This is a genomic window from Streptomyces sp. NBC_01384 (assembly GCF_045040035.1).
In the GTDB taxonomy this organism is placed as follows: Bacteria; Actinomycetota; Actinomycetes; order Streptomycetales; family Streptomycetaceae; genus Streptomyces.
Map to the genome: position 1 here is coordinate 5,380,472 of NZ_CP109559.1, position 14,120 is coordinate 5,394,591.

Consider the following 14,120-nt stretch of genomic DNA (forward strand, 5'->3'; position numbering starts at 1 on the left):
CCCGCCGGCCTCACGGACTGAGGCGTTCCACCCGCCAGCCGCCGTCCGGCACCGCCACGTACCGCAGGCGGTCGTGGAGACGGTTCTCGCGGCCCTGCCAGAACTCGACCGTCTGGGGGGCGATGCGGAAGCCGCCCCAGTGCGGGGGCACGGGGACCTGCTCACCCTCCGGGTAGCGGGCGCTCAACTCCTCGTAGGCGGTGTCGAGTTCGTCCCGGGAGGAGATGACCGAGGACTGGACGCTGGCCCAGGCGCCGAGCTGGGAGCCGTGCGGGCGGGTGCGGAAATACGCGGCGGTCTCGTCGCGGCCGGTGCGCCGGGCCGTCCCGGTGACGATGACCTGGCGGGCCATCGGGTGCCAGGGGAAGAGCAGCGAGACGTACGGGTTCTCGGACAGCTCGCGGGCCTTGCGGGAGTCGTAGTTGGTGTAGAAGACGAAGCCCTGCTCGTCGTACTGCTTGAGCAGCACCGTGCGCGAGCTGGGCCGGCCCTCGGCGTCCGCCGTGGAGACGATCATCGCGTTCGGCTCGTAGACCATGCCCTGCACGGCGGCCTGCGCGGCCTGCTTGAACCAGCGGGTGAACTGGTCCATGGGATGCGCGGCCAGATCGCCCTCGACGAGCCCCTCGGCGCGGTAGTGGGCGCGCATCGCGGCGGGGTCGGCGGCGAATTCGTCGGCGGCGCCCTCGGTCCCTTCTTCGGCGGCGGCCTGTGCCGCGCGCTGGACGAGGGGCTCGGCGGCGGATTCATCCGGGAAGCGGTCGGTCACGCGGCCATTTTGCCGCACTCAGGCCCCCACCCGGCGGGGTGGCCTTCATCACTGAGTGGCACTGAGTGCCGCGCACTCTCCCCAAAGGTGGCACTCGGGGATATCGTGCTGCTGCCGTCCCGTTGGGGTGACCGCCGGCCGTACGGGGCATCACCGGGATGACGTACCGGACCGCGAGTCCATGAGCGACCGTGGAACCGGACGTCGACCAACCAACCATCCATCGCCGGCCCTGCTTGCCAACCGCACGAAAAACGCAGATCAACCCCAACAAATCCACTGTCGTACACATCACGAGGAGCCGCCTGATGTCCGACTTCGTACCCGGACTCGAAGGAGTCATCGCGTTCGAAACGGAGATCGCCGAACCGGACAAGGAGGGCGGCGCACTCCGGTACCGAGGCGTCGACATCGAGGATCTGGTCGGCCACGTCTCCTTCGGAAACGTCTGGGGCCTCCTCGTCGACGGCGCCTTCAACCCCGGTCTGCCGCCCGCCGAGCCGTTCCCGATCCCCGTCCACTCCGGCGACATCCGCGTCGACGTCCAGTCCGCGCTCGCCATGCTCGCCCCCGTCTGGGGCCTCAAACCGCTCCTCGACATCGACGAGGCACAGGCCCGCGAGGACCTCGCCCGCGCGGCCGTCATGGCCCTGTCGTACGTCGCCCAGTCCGCGCGCGGCCAGGGCCGGCCCATGGTCCCGCAGAGCGAGATCGACAAGGCGCACTCGATCGCCGAACGCTTCATGATCCGCTGGCGCGGCGAGCCCGACCCCAAGCACGTCGCGGCCGTGGACGCCTACTGGACGTCGGCCGCGGAGCACGGCATGAACGCCTCCACCTTCACCGCCCGTGTCATCGCCTCGACGGGCGCGGATGTCGCCGCCGCCCTCTCCGGCGCCGTAGGAGCCATGTCCGGCCCACTGCACGGCGGCGCCCCTTCCCGCGTCCTCGGCATGATCGAGGAGATCGAGCGCACGGGCGACGCGGAGGCCTACGTCAAGAAGGCCCTCGACAAGGGCGAACGCCTCATGGGCTTCGGCCACCGCGTCTACCGCGCCGAGGACCCGCGCGCCCGCGTCCTGCGCCGCACCGCCCGTGAACTCGGCGCCCCCCGCTTCGAGGTCGCCGAGGCCCTGGAGAAGGCGGCCCTGGAGGAGCTCCACGCGCGCCGCCCGGACCGCGTCCTGGCGACGAACGTCGAGTTCTGGGCCGCGATCATGCTCGACTTCGCCGAAGTCCCGGCGCACATGTTCACGTCGATGTTCACCTGCGCCCGTACCGCCGGCTGGTCGGCGCACATCCTGGAGCAGAAGCGCACGGGACGGCTCGTCCGGCCGTCCGCGCGCTATGTGGGCCCCAGCGCCCGGAGCCCCCAGGAGATCAAGGGCTACGAGGACATCGCCCACTGAGCCCCCGATGAGGCCCCAAGGGGCCCGTGCCGGTCATCACGCGGGGGTGAGCAGCTCCGCGTGATGACGGGCGGCGACCAGCGGGTGGGCCCGCAGCTTGCCCTTCAGCTCGTTGAACCCGTACTCGGCGAACAGCGGATTCGCCGGGTCGTCGGTGACGCCGGGCGCGGCGGACACGTGCGGGAAGGGCAGCGGCTCGACCCGCGCGTCCAGCCGCGGGTTGTAGAAGAACGGCACCGAGAACCGCTCGGTGGCCCCGGGCGGACTGACGACCCGGTGGTTGGTGGCGACGAGGTACCCGTTGGTGGCCACTTCCAGCAGCTCACCCAGGTTGACCACGAACGCCCCCGGCAGCGGCGGCACCTCGTGGAAGAGCCCGTCCTCCCGCTGCACCTGGAGACCGCCGACCTGGTCCTGGAGCAGCAGCGTCAGGAACCCGTAGTCCTTGTGCGCGCCCACCCCCTGGTCGGCGCCGTCCCCCGAGCTCCCCGGATACCGCACGAGCTTCAGATGCGGATGGGCCCGGCCGCCGAAGATCGGCTCGTAGAAGTCGGCGGGGGCGCCGATCGCGGTGAGCAGCTCCCGCAGCAGCCGCTCCGCGACCGAGCTGAGCCGGTCGATCCAGGCCAGCGCGGCGGTCCGCAGTTCCGGCAGCGCGGTCGGCCACTGGTTGGGCCCTTCCAGCCACCAGTACGCGGGCTCATCCGTCCCCGGTGTTCGCGCGGGCCGCTCGGCCCCTATGTCCAGCTGGTCCCGCCAGTCCCGGCTGCCGCCCGTCCGCTCGTCGCCGGTGCGGGTGTACCCGCGGAAATGCGGCGAGTTCACGTTGTCGAGGGCGAGCCGGTCGGCTTCGGGCAGCGCGAAGAACCGGTGCATGGCGTCGAGCAGGGCGGCGGTCTCACCCTCGCTCACCCCGTGCCCGACGAGCTGGAAGAACCCCACGTCGTGGGCGGCGCTGTGCAACTGCGCGTGCAGCAGGGCACGGGCCTGGGGACCGCGGTCGGCCGCGGAGAGATCGATGATCGGAAGCTGCTGGTGCAGCTGGCTCTGCCGGTACTGCCGGTGCTGCCGGTACTGAGCAGAAGACGTGTTCGTCGTCATGAGATGCGTCCGCAGGGTGTACGGGTGCCCGGGCGGCCGCCGGGGGTGGGGCGGGGGCCACGGGTGCCAAGGGGAAGAGTGAAGGGCCGAGGTCAGACAGTGATCTGACAGCCCATGCTCGTGACGCGCACGAAGTCCACGTGCCGGCGTCGAACGAGCATCGGAAGCATGCGGCAAGGGTACTGCGGGGCGCTCGATACGCATGTGCCCTGCCTCACACCACCCCGGGAACGCGGAGGACACATACTCCGGGAACGCAGACGACCCGCGAGCTCGGGTCCCCCCGCCTCGCGGCGGAGGAGCCGGCCGGACGTACCGGCGAGCTCGCGGGTCGGGTGACTGCGTGGAATTTCGGCCGGTCGCACGCTGAACTCGCGCGCTGGTCCGGCACCGCACTACGTGTGGTGACGGGCTGCTAGCCCGCAGCCACCTCGCTCGTCCGGGTTCCATACATCTGCCGGATCACCTCCTTTCCTAGCGTGGAACCCACCCTAAGAACCGATCGAACGTGGCTCAACCGGTTTTTCGAAATGTTGGTGGCACTGGCTCCCGCCGGATGGAGTACCCGTAGCCATCGCCCCGCTGTACGAGCCGCAGATTCCAGTGAGAGACGTTGATCCGACCTCGCGCCGTCGTGAGGCTGTGCTGCCCCCTGGCTCGTACGGAGATACGCCCCGTCCACGTGCCCCTCCACTTGCCGGCGGGCACGATGGCACGCACGAGATCCCCGGTGACGTAGCCGAAGTGCTGCTTCGCCCGGGCCCGCCGGAGCCGAGGGAACCCGAACCGGTCGGGCGTGGTGCGGGCGTACGAGCCGCGCCCGGTGGCCTTGGCGATGAGGACGTGCTCGGGCAGCCGGACGATCGCGTCGCCGTTCTCGTGATCCAGGCGGCCGACGGACAGGGCGTCCAGGGTGTGGGTCTTGTTGAGCCCCATCGCCGTGCGGTTCCACTTGGTACGGCCGCCCGACCATGCGTGGACCGGTCTGCCGAGGGTTTCCAGCGCTTCCGTGAGCCGCCAGCGTGTCGCGTTCATGGCGGCAGCGTCATGGAGCGGTGTCTTGACCTGCTGGAGGATTTTGGCGAGGCGGTCGGGGCGGTGGGCGAGAAAGGCGTCGACGGGCGTGCTGCCCTTTGCCTGGTTGCAAGGGGCGCAGGCGAGGACGAGGTTCGAGATGCGGTCGGAGCCGCCGCGGCTGCGGGGCCGGAGATGGTCGATGTTCAGGGGGATGCCGGTGGCGTCGCAGTAGGCGCAGGCGCGGTTCCATTTGGCGTGGAGGTAGGCGCGGGCCTCGGTTCCGGCGAGCGTGCCCTGTTGGTACTCGGTTCCGGCGAGGGGTCTGCCTGCGCTCATGGAGTGGGTGTCGAAGGCGACGCGTTCTATGTGGATCTCGGTGACGGGCGCGTATCGGCACATGCGTCTTGCCAGGGACAGGGTGGTGTCGACGCGGTGGTGCAGTGAGGGAGGGAGCCAGCCTTCGGGGCGAGTGCGGTTCTTCGAACGGGGTGCTCGGTAACGGCGGTTTGCCGACCGTCGTCTGTGCCGGTAGCCGGCGCGCTGTTGCATGCACATGCGGATCTGGTCGCCGCGATGCTGGAGTTCGATCGAGATCAGGCCGCGTCTGACGGTGACGGTGGCCCCGCTTCCGTCGGCCTCTTTCTTCTCGTCGGTGAGGGCGAGACCTGTGCCTTTGGAACCGGGGTCGATGCGTAACTGCACGCCGTCGACCTCAGACTCGGCGAGCGTGCGGTCTGCGAGCCGGATGGTGAACGGGGCCTGCCGGGCCACCACGGCTCGCCCCTTGCGGAGGAGTTCCCGTGCGCGGGCGGGGTGGCAGGGCATGAGGGGGTGGCCGTCCTTGGAGAGGACGAAGACCCTGCTCGCGCCGATGCCACCCGCGTACGCGTGGTCATGCGTGGGAACGTCACCGCTCCCGTTCTCTGCCGTTATCGCCCCCGGAGGTGCGGTAACGGCGTGACGCCGACGGGGCCTGGTGCCGCGCCCGCCGGTCTCCCCTCGCCCATGTTCCCTGTCGGTGTCCCGCGCGGGGGCGGGGTGTCCGTGAGCCGTTTCGTCCCTGCTCCCAGGGGTGTCTGCTCCCACGGATTCCAGAGCCCGGCGCTGAGGAAGTACGCCGGGGTGGGTCTGCTCACCTGCAGGAAACGTAGTCATCGGGGGCACCTCCCTGATCTTTCGGATCGTGATGACTTGGGCTGGTCACTCGACAACCGTCAGGTCGGGGAGCGAGTGACCTCCTTTCTTCGGTACTTGCTTGACGCTAGCGATCAAGTACCGCGAGGGAGCCGAACTCATCCGAAAGCGCCCATCCGTGCGAATAACTCCAATTTCCCGAACGCACAGCCGATCTTGCTGCTGCCCAGGCCACTCCAGCACCCGGAGCTCCCCTCCGGCGCTCACTCGGCGTCTCTCCTGTCGTCCTGCGATTCCTGGGGCTGCCGGGACGGAATCCCTGCGTACAACGATTTCGTCCAATCTTTGGGGAACAGGATGTGGGCTGGGTCACGTTCGAGTTGAATGAAGGCGAGTGAGCGAACTGTCGCGCCGTACGTGCGGACGCAGCCTGCAGGGGGTCCAGGTGAGTGCTTCCCGGCGTAGTGGGACCACCGACGAGCTGGGGCCGGATGAGCCCGAGCGCGATGGTTCCGATCTGCTTGCCGCCCTGCTGGACGGGATGGACGCGGCACTGTGCGCGTTCGACGCCGACGGGGTCGTCACGCATTGGAACCGTGAGGCCGAGCGGATACTCGGATGGACCGCGGCCGAGGCCGTGGGGCGGCGTGGGTTCGCCGGATGGGCCGTGCGGACCGCCGATGCCGAGGAGGTCGAGGCGCGGTTGCTGTCCGCCATGGAGGCCCCCGGGCGGCAGGTGAACGAGTTCGCCCTGCTGACCAAGGACGGCGGGCGCGTGCTCGTACGGACCCAGTCCGCCGCTGTGCGCGGGCCCGACGGGAAGCCGGCCGGGGTGTACTGCGCCTTCAGCGAGGTGCACGCGCAGATCGATCTGGAGCGGTCCATCGCCCTGAGCGAGGCGTTGTTCGAGGACGCCAGCTGGGGTGTGGTGCTGGTGGACGCGGATCTGCGGCCCGCCGTCGTCAATGCCCATGCGGCTCGGGCCCTGGGGATCGGGCGTACGGCGGTGCTCGGGCGGCCGCTGGGGGAGTTGCTCTCCCAGGGAGTCGAGGAGCTGGAGGGCGCGCTCACACATGTGCTCGCCGAGGGCGCGCCGCCCGCTCCCGCCGAGATGTGGGTGAGCGTGCGGTCGGCCGAGGGTGAGAAACGGCGGTGCTGGCGGAGCGGGTTCCTGAGGCTTGCCTCGCCGCTCACGGAAGAACCGGTTCCGCTGGGTGTCGGATGGCTCTTCCAGGACGTGACGGAGGCCAAGCAGACCGAGCAGGAGGCCGCGCTGCTGCGCTTCCGGGCCAACCAGCTGCACCGGGCGGCGCGGGCCGCCGCCGAGTGTGAGGACCCGGGGGAGGCCGCCACCGTCCACCTCGACTTCGCGCTCGCCGGGTTCGCCGATCACGCGCTGATCGACCGGGTCGCGGGCGGCCCGGTCGGGTACGGGGAGGGGCCGGTACGGCTCGTACGCGTGGCCGCCACGCCCGCCGGGGCCCCCGGGCCGAGCCTGCTCACCGGGAAGGCCGGACTGCCTGTGCGGTACGCCGAGGGGCACCCGGCGCTGCAGTGCGTCGAGCGGGCCGGGTCGGTACGGGCCAGCTGCGGCGAGACCGCCCCCGAGCGGGTGCGGGAGTGGGCCACGGCCCGCCAGTGGCCGCCGGACTCGGTGCACGCCCTGTGTGCGGTGCTGCGCAGCCGGGGGCGCACGCTGGGCGTCGTGACGTTTCTGCGGGGGTCGGGGCGCAGCCAGTTCGAGCGTACGGACGCGACGTACGCGGAGGATGTGGCCGTACGGATAGCCATGGCGCTGGACCTGGAGGGGCTGGTGGGACTGGTGGGGTTGGCGGAGCGGTCGTAGCCGTCGTAGCCGTCGTAGCCGTACGGGAGTGCCGCCGGGACGGCCGGCCGATCGGGTGACCCTCGGTTCAACGGTGGTAGAAGATCCGGTCGCCGTACTCCGTCATCACCCGGCTGTTCCATTCGTGGCCGCCGTCGACGTTGCCCGAGCGGAGGAGGGGCGGCTCGATGCCGCGCTCGGCCAGGGCGCCCGCCGCGGTGGCCATGACGGCCTGGAGGAGGGCCGTCGTGACGACCGTGGAGGCGGGGGCGAAGGGGGCGTCGATCGTCTCCAGGGTCAGTTCCGCGTCCCCGACCGCGATCTTCGAGTCGAGGACGATGTCGCAGTGGTCCTTCAGGTAGGTCCCCGAGACGTGCCGGGAGGTGGTCTCCGAGGTGTAGGCGACCGAGGTGACCCCGATGACCTTCACGCCCAGCGCGCGGGCGTTCATGGCCATCTCGACGGGGAGCGCGTTGCGGCCGGACAGGGAGATGATCACGAGTACGTCCCCGGAGCGGAGCGGGCTGCAGTCCAGGACCGCGCTCGCGAGGCCGTCGACCCGCTCCAGGGCCGAACCCAGCGTCGCCGGCATGACGTCGACGCCGACCACGCCCGGCACGGCGAGCAGGTTCATCAGGGCGAGGCCGCCCGCGCGGTAGACGACGTCCTGCGCGGCGAGCGAGGAGTGCCCGGCGCCGAAGGCGAAGAGCCGGCCGCCGTCCGCGACGGTGTCGGCGATCAGCGTCCCGGCCGCCGCGATGTCCCCCGCGTCCTCGTCCCGCACCCGCCGCAGCAGGCCGATCGCGGCGTCGAAGAACTGCCCGGCCAGCGTGCTGTCGCTCATCGGCGAAGCCCCTTTCGGAAGTCTGGAGCGGCTGAACCGGTCGCCCGGCACGGCGGTACTCCCGTCGTGTCGCGGATCACGTTGCGGTCCGGACCAGTGCGCTGTCAATACGGCCCGCAGGGGCGACACTGGGGGCGCGGGCATCGCCCTGGCGCCCGTTGCGTCCGACCGTTACATCAGACCGTCACTTCCGACCCGGCCGAGCCTCGGGTCCATGCCGCCGCAGAGGCAGTCTTCATCCTGTGGTTTCAACGGCGAGGCACGGTTGTCAGTGGTATGCGTCAGAATTGAGTTCAGGGCCAGCGCACACGCCGGTGGGCCACCGAGCCTCCGGCAGAGCTAATCGAGGGGCACGTATGTCCGGACTGATCGACACCACGGAGATGTATCTCCGCACCATCCTCGAGCTGGAGGAGGAAGGCGTGGTCCCCATGCGCGCCCGGATCGCCGAGCGGCTCGACCAGAGCGGGCCGACGGTCAGCCAGACGGTGGCGCGCATGGAACGCGACGGTCTGGTGGCGGTCGCCACGGATCGGCACCTGGAGCTCACCGAGGAGGGCCGTCGCCTGGCCACCCGCGTGATGCGCAAGCACCGGCTCGCGGAGTGCCTGCTCGTCGACGTGATCGGTCTGGAGTGGGAGCAGGTGCACGCCGAGGCGTGTCGCTGGGAGCACGTGATGAGCGAGGCGGTGGAGCGGCGCGTGCTCGAGCTGCTGCGCCACCCGACCGAGTCGCCGTACGGCAACCCGATCCCCGGCCTGGAAGAGCTGGGCGAGAAGGACGGTGCCGACCCGTTCCTGGACGAGAGCATGGTGTCGCTGGCCGAGCTCGACCCCGGTCTGGACGGCAAGACCGTCGTCGTACGTCGGATCGGCGAGCCCATCCAGACGGACGCGCAGCTGATGTACACGCTGCGGCGGGCGGGCGTGCAGCCCGGTTCCGTGGTGAGCGTGACGGAGTCGGCGGGCGGCGTGCTCGTCGGCAGCGGCGGTGAGGCGGCGGAGCTGGAGTCGGGCATCGCGTCCCACGTGTTCGTCGCGAAGCGCTGACGCCCCACCGACCCCCGGTAGGCGCCGACACTCCGGTGCGCGTCTCCCGGCCCTGAGCCCGCGAGGGGCAGCTCCCGGGGACGGGCCACGGGGTCCGGCATCCGCCGGACCCGGGGTCCCGCCCCCGGGAGCCCGCCGGTGCGAACATGCTTGCGCTGGTCGCCGTCGCCGGACCCGTCCCGAACCCCCGCCCCACTCACCTCGTACATGTCAACTCTCGTGACCACAGTGGCAGTTGTGAAGCTTTCGCCACGTCACCGAAACGAAGATTCAGTGCGCGGAATCGCAGCGCCGGGACCATTTGCGTGCCAGGCTGTCGCGTGAGGCATATGACCTGAGGGCTCTTGACCGTGTCCGAGAGGGATGTCGCGCGGTCGGGGAGGGGGCGGGGAGGATGTGCCGTAGACATGATGTGCCGTAGACATGGAGAGGGCCCCGGCGCCAGATGGCGCCGGGGCCTGTCCTCCCCTGTGCTGACCCGGAGCCCCGAGCTCCCAGGGTCATCCCCTTCGGACCGGTTTCCCCGAGCGGTCCGCCTCCCGCTGAAGATCTCCCCGCGGCGGCGGCGGTCAATCCCCGAGCATGGTCACTCGATTGAGGGGTGTTACCGCCGAGAAGCCCATTTTCGAATACTCATTCGATAGCGTGGCGGTGGGGCAGGGGTACCAGGAGTACACGTAGCGCAACACATCAGCAGGAGCGAGCGGTCCGAGCGAGCTAGGGGGGTGCCAGACCTATGGTGCGGCGCATCGACGTGACGGGCGCGGGCGGCCTACGCCTCGCCGCATGGGAGTTCGCCGATCCTCCCAAGACCGACCCGCCGAAGGCCTCGGAGGGCTTGGATGGCTCGGAGGCCTCGGAGGCCTCGGAGGCGCCCGGCGTGCTGCTCCTGCACGGCCTCATGGGCCGCGCCTCCCACTGGGCATCCACCGCCCGCTGGCTCTCCGAGCGGCGCCGCGCCGTCGCGCTCGACCAGCGCGGCCACGGCCAGAGCGACAAGGCGCCGGAGGAGGGTTACACCCGGGAGGCGTACATCGAGGACGCCGAGGCCGCCCTCGAACAGCTCGGCCTCGCCCCGGCCGTCCTCATCGGCCACGCCATGGGCGCGCTGACCGCCTGGCAGCTCGCCGCCAAGCGCCCCGACCTGGTCCGCGGTCTGATCATCTGCGACATGCGGGCCTCGGCGTTAGGGGCCGCGTCGCAGCGTGAGTGGGAGGACTGGTTCAAGGCCTGGCCCATGCCCTTCGCCACGCTCGCCGACGTACGGAAGTGGTTCGGCGAGGACGACCCCTGGGTGGAGCGCCCGAACCCGTCCCGCGGCGAGTTCTACGCCGAGGTGATGCACGAGTCCGCCGACGGCTGGCGCCCGGTGTTCGAACCCGAGCAGATGCTGAAGTCCCGCGAGACCTGGGTGTACGACGCGCACTGGGAGGAGCTCGCCCAGGTCCAGTGCCCCGCCCTGGTCGTACGGGGCCTCGACGGCGAGCTCGGCCGGGCCGAGTCCCAGGAGATGGTCCGCGTCCTGCCGCACGGCCAGTACGCGGAGGTGGCCGACGCCGGCCACCTTGTGCACTACGACCAGCCGGAGGCCTGGCGCGCGGCGATCGAACCGTTCCTCGACGGGGTCCTCATCCGCTGAGTCGCATCCCCTGAGTCTCATCCTCCGAGTCTCCGAGTCTCCGAGTCTCCGAGTCTCATCTGAGGGTCATCCCCTTGAGCCCTCAGCCCTTGGGCGCATCCCCCTGAGCCCTCAGCCCTTGCTGACCGCCGCCAGGATCTCCGGCAGCCGCCGGGCCGTCCGCGGCGCCGCCATCCGCAGCCCGAACATCGTGATCAGCGCCCCGTACCCCGCTCCCAACGGCAGCACCAGCCAGCTCCACCGATCCCCGTCCGCCGTCACGTTCAGCCAGATCGTGAGGGCGATGACAGGGGCGCTCAGCAGCGCCGCCGAGACCATCCCGCCGAAGATGGAGATCCAGGCGAGGCCCGTCTGCCCGGGGGCCACGTTCTTGTAGCCCTCCTGGGGGATCGAGTAGGGGAAGCGGGCCGACGACCACGCGCCGGTGGCCAGCATCGCGCCGAGCAGCGCGAAGGACAGCCCGAGCACCTCGGGCAGCTGGGGCCAGTCGTCGAGCATCGCCGTCGTCAGGACGGTCACGAGGGTCGCGTACGGCAGGGTGATGACCAGGAGCGCCAGCGCACGCCCGCGCAGTTCGATGTACGCGTCGCGCGGGGAGGCGATCGTCATTGCGACCATCCAGAACGCGGACGTGTCCTGTCCGAACTGGTTGTACATCTGAATCCCGAGCATCCCGGCGGCGAAGCACGCGAAGTAGATCGAGCCGGTGCCCTGCAAGGCGTTGAACACGGGCACGATCAGCCCGATCGCCAGGGAGGTCACCCATGCGGCCTTCGTCTTCGGATCGCGCCACACATACCGCAGACTGCGCTCCATCACGGTCCCGGTGCGCCCCGCGGGCAGCAACCGGCTCAGGCCGGCCGTACCCCGCTTCCGCGTCACCGGCTCGCCCGCCTGCAGGGTCGATCCGTCCGGCGAGGTCATCAGCCGTGTCAGGTGCCGTGCCCACAGCGCCAGCAGCCCCACCAGCGCCGCCACGCTCAGGACCAGTTGGGCGCCCCCGACGCCGTACGACCCCTCGCTCACCGAATCCACCGCGCCGATCGCCGACGCGGGCGGCACCCAGCGCAGCACGTCCGCCGCCGGGTCGAGCTGGGACAGCCCGCCCGCCGAACCGAGTCGCTGCGCCCCGAAGTTGACGAGCTGCGTGCCGATCGCGACGACGAGGCCGCTCAGTACGGCCAGGTCGCGGCCCTTGCGGCTGGACAGCAGCCGGATGTTGGCGGCGGCGACGGCCCGTGCGAGGGCCACACAGACGAGCAGGGCCACGGCCACGGCGACGACGGCGGTGACGTAGGCCGCCGTGCCGTGCGCCACGGAGAGGGCGGAACCGACGAGCAGGCACAGGGTGAACAGCGGCCCGATGCCGACCAGCGAGGCCGCGAGCAGCGCCCGTACCAGTGGGCCCGGTTGCAGCGGCAGCATCACCAGCCGTGTCGGGTCGAGGGTCTCGTCGCCGCTGGGGAAGAACAGCGGCATCACGGCCCAGCCGAGCGCCATGATCGCCACGAGCAGGACGGCGACGGACGCGGCGTGCGCGTTGCCGCGCAGGGCGATCAGGCCGAGCAGTTGGAGGGCGGCGAAGAGGAGGACGAGGACGACCGAGGTGATGTACGCGGCCCGCCGCCCGGCCGACTGCCGCAGCCCGTTGCGCAGCAGCGACAGCTTCAGTCGTACGACGACGGGGGTGATCGAGGCCCCGGAGCCACCCGTGCTCATCGCGTCGCCCCGCCGCCCAGCCAGTCCAGGTCGGACCCGAGGTCGCGGCCCTGCGCGCCGACCAGTTCCAGGAACGCCTGCTGGAGGGAGGGCGCGCTGCCGCGGACGTCCGCGAGCGGGCCGTGCGCGCGGATGCGCCCCGCGACCATGACGGCCACCCAGTCGCACAGCGATTCGACGAGTTCCATGACGTGGGAGGAGAAGACGACCGTGGCGCCCGATCCCGTGTACCGCTCCAGGACACCGCGGATGGTCTGCGCGGAGACGGGGTCGACGCCCTCGAACGGCTCGTCGAGGAAGAGGACTTCGGGGTTGTGGAGGAGAGCGGCGGCGAGGCCGATCTTCTTGCGCATGCCCGTCGAGTAGTCGACGACGAGCTTGTGCTGGGCGCCCGCGAGGTCGAGGACATCGAGGAGCTGGGTGGTGCGTTTGTCGACCTCGGCGCCGGGCAGACCGCGCAACCGGCCTGTGTAGGCGAGGAGTTCGCGTCCGGAGAGCCGTTCGAAGAGCCTCAGGCCCTCGGGGAGTATGCCGATGCGGGCCTTCACCGCCGCCGGATCGCGCCACACGTCGTGGCCGACGACCTCGACGCTGCCCTGGTCGGGCCTGAGCAGCCCGGTCACCATCGAGAGGGTCGTCGTCTTGCCCGCGCCGTTGGGCCCTACCAACCCGATGAACCGCCCCGCGGGCAACTCCAGATCGATCCCGCCGACGGCGATTTGCTCTCCGAACCGCTTCCAGAGCCCTTGCACGCGTACGGCTACTCGCTGGGTCATGTAAGCACCCTAAGGGGGAACGCCCTGGTTTTTAGGGGCGCGGGGAACTGCGCGACCAGCCACAGCGCACCCGCAGACGAATACGGCGCAGACCAGCGTCAGCGATCCCGCCCGCACGCATAAGCGAGCGGCGAGATCAACTCCTCCGCATCCGGCAGCCACCGATTCGCGGGCGTCGGCCGGCAGGCCCACTGCACCGCGCCCCGAGACCCGAACCGGGTCGGCGGAGCCGCCACGTACGAGCCCTCGCCCAGGGTGACCAGGTCGAGGGAGGCGGCCGGCCAGCCCAGCCTCCGCACCAGGTCGGGGATCTTCGCCGCCGCGCCGGGAAGCACGAAGAAATGCATGCGCCGGTCCGGCGTGCACGTCACCGGCCCCAGCGTCAGCTCCATCCGCTCCATGCGGGCGAGCGCGAGGAACCCGGCCGTCTCCGGCACATCGATCGCATCGAACGTACGCCCGGTGGGCAGCAGGATCGACGCGTTCGGCTGCTTCGACCACATGCGGCGGGCGACGGTCGCGCTGCCGGTCGCCTGCGTCGCCCAGTCCTCGCGCACCGGGTGTGCGCCGGGTGCGGCGCACGTGGCCTCACCGCAGGAGCAGCGCTGCATCCCGTCGAGGGCCTCCAGCCAGGCGCCCGGGAACACGTCCCAGTGGCGCTCTTCGGCATATCGCACGGCGGTGTCCAACAGTGATTCGCCGCGCTGCTGGGGGATTTGGGCGGCCTCGGGCCCCGCGATGGTCTCTTCCACGATGAAGACAACTCTAGTTGCCTGGGACGGTTACGGGCGTCACATGCGCGGGGGAGGGGCATCGTTTCCCCGTGTGGGGCGCATGG

The 14,120-nt window shown here is 70.7% G+C and carries 11 protein-coding genes; 4 read left to right on the plus strand and 7 right to left on the minus strand.

Translation table 11 applies throughout. From position 1 onward, the window contains the following. Nucleotides 1-10 precede the first annotated feature (10 nt). The gene (pdxH, locus tag OG747_RS24875; RefSeq protein WP_405885658.1) at nt 11-649 is read right to left on the minus strand and encodes a pyridoxamine 5'-phosphate oxidase; all 639 of its coding nucleotides are present in this window, start codon (nt 647-649) and stop codon (nt 11-13) included. A 428-nt stretch (nt 650-1,077) separates the two neighbouring features. Here pdxH and OG747_RS24880 point away from each other — a divergent pair, with 428 nt between their 5' ends. Then, a complete protein-coding gene (locus tag OG747_RS24880) occupies nt 1,078-2,178 on the plus strand; it encodes a citrate synthase 2 (protein ID WP_405881556.1) in 1,101 nt (366 codons plus the stop codon). Nucleotides 2,179-2,214: 36 nt separating this feature from the next. Here OG747_RS24880 and OG747_RS24885 read toward each other — a convergent pair whose 3' ends face one another. Then, nucleotides 2,215-3,279, minus strand: a complete 1,065-nt coding sequence (locus OG747_RS24885; RefSeq protein WP_405881557.1) for an isopenicillin N synthase family dioxygenase — start codon at nt 3,277-3,279, stop codon at nt 2,215-2,217. A gap of 513 nt (nt 3,280-3,792) precedes the next feature. Further along, the gene (iscB, locus tag OG747_RS24890; RefSeq protein ID WP_405885660.1) at nt 3,793-5,229 is read right to left on the minus strand and encodes an RNA-guided endonuclease IscB; all 1,437 of its coding nucleotides are present in this window, start codon (nt 5,227-5,229) and stop codon (nt 3,793-3,795) included. A 646-nt stretch (nt 5,230-5,875) separates the two neighbouring features. On the opposite strand from iscB, the gene OG747_RS24895 reads away from it, so the two are divergent. Further along, a complete protein-coding gene (locus OG747_RS24895; RefSeq protein WP_405881558.1) occupies nt 5,876-7,276 on the plus strand; it encodes a PAS domain-containing protein in 1,401 nt (466 codons plus the stop codon). A 67-nt stretch (nt 7,277-7,343) separates the two neighbouring features. On the opposite strand, the gene OG747_RS24900 is transcribed toward OG747_RS24895, so the two are convergent. Further along, complete coding sequence (locus tag OG747_RS24900; protein WP_405881559.1) at nt 7,344-8,099, minus strand: SIS domain-containing protein; 756 nt, start codon at nt 8,097-8,099, stop codon at nt 7,344-7,346. A 356-nt stretch (nt 8,100-8,455) separates the two neighbouring features. Here OG747_RS24900 and OG747_RS24905 point away from each other — a divergent pair, with 356 nt between their 5' ends. Then, complete coding sequence (locus tag OG747_RS24905) at nt 8,456-9,148, plus strand: metal-dependent transcriptional regulator (protein WP_405881560.1); 693 nt, start codon at nt 8,456-8,458, stop codon at nt 9,146-9,148. A gap of 736 nt (nt 9,149-9,884) precedes the next feature. Next, nucleotides 9,885-10,787, plus strand: a complete 903-nt coding sequence (locus OG747_RS24910) for an alpha/beta fold hydrolase (protein WP_405881561.1) — start codon at nt 9,885-9,887, stop codon at nt 10,785-10,787. A gap of 111 nt (nt 10,788-10,898) precedes the next feature. Here the strand turns inward: OG747_RS24910 and OG747_RS24915 are convergent, their stop codons facing one another. The 3 genes from OG747_RS24915 to OG747_RS24925 all read right to left on the minus strand — a co-directional run bounded on the left by OG747_RS24915 (nt 10,899) and on the right by OG747_RS24925 (nt 14,034). Beyond that, nucleotides 10,899-12,506 carry a transporter gene (locus tag OG747_RS24915; protein ID WP_405881562.1) on the minus strand — a complete coding sequence of 536 codons (1,608 nt, stop codon included), beginning with the start codon at nt 12,504-12,506 and terminating at the stop codon, nt 10,899-10,901. Next, nucleotides 12,503-13,282, minus strand: coding sequence for an ABC transporter ATP-binding protein (locus tag OG747_RS24920; protein ID WP_405881564.1), 780 nt, complete (start codon nt 13,280-13,282; stop codon nt 12,503-12,505). Before OG747_RS24920 ends, OG747_RS24915 begins: the two co-directional genes overlap by 4 nt. Nucleotides 13,283-13,380: 98 nt before the next feature. After that, nucleotides 13,381-14,034, minus strand: a complete 654-nt coding sequence (locus tag OG747_RS24925) for a bifunctional DNA primase/polymerase (protein ID WP_405881565.1) — start codon at nt 14,032-14,034, stop codon at nt 13,381-13,383. Nucleotides 14,035-14,120 lie beyond the last annotated feature (86 nt).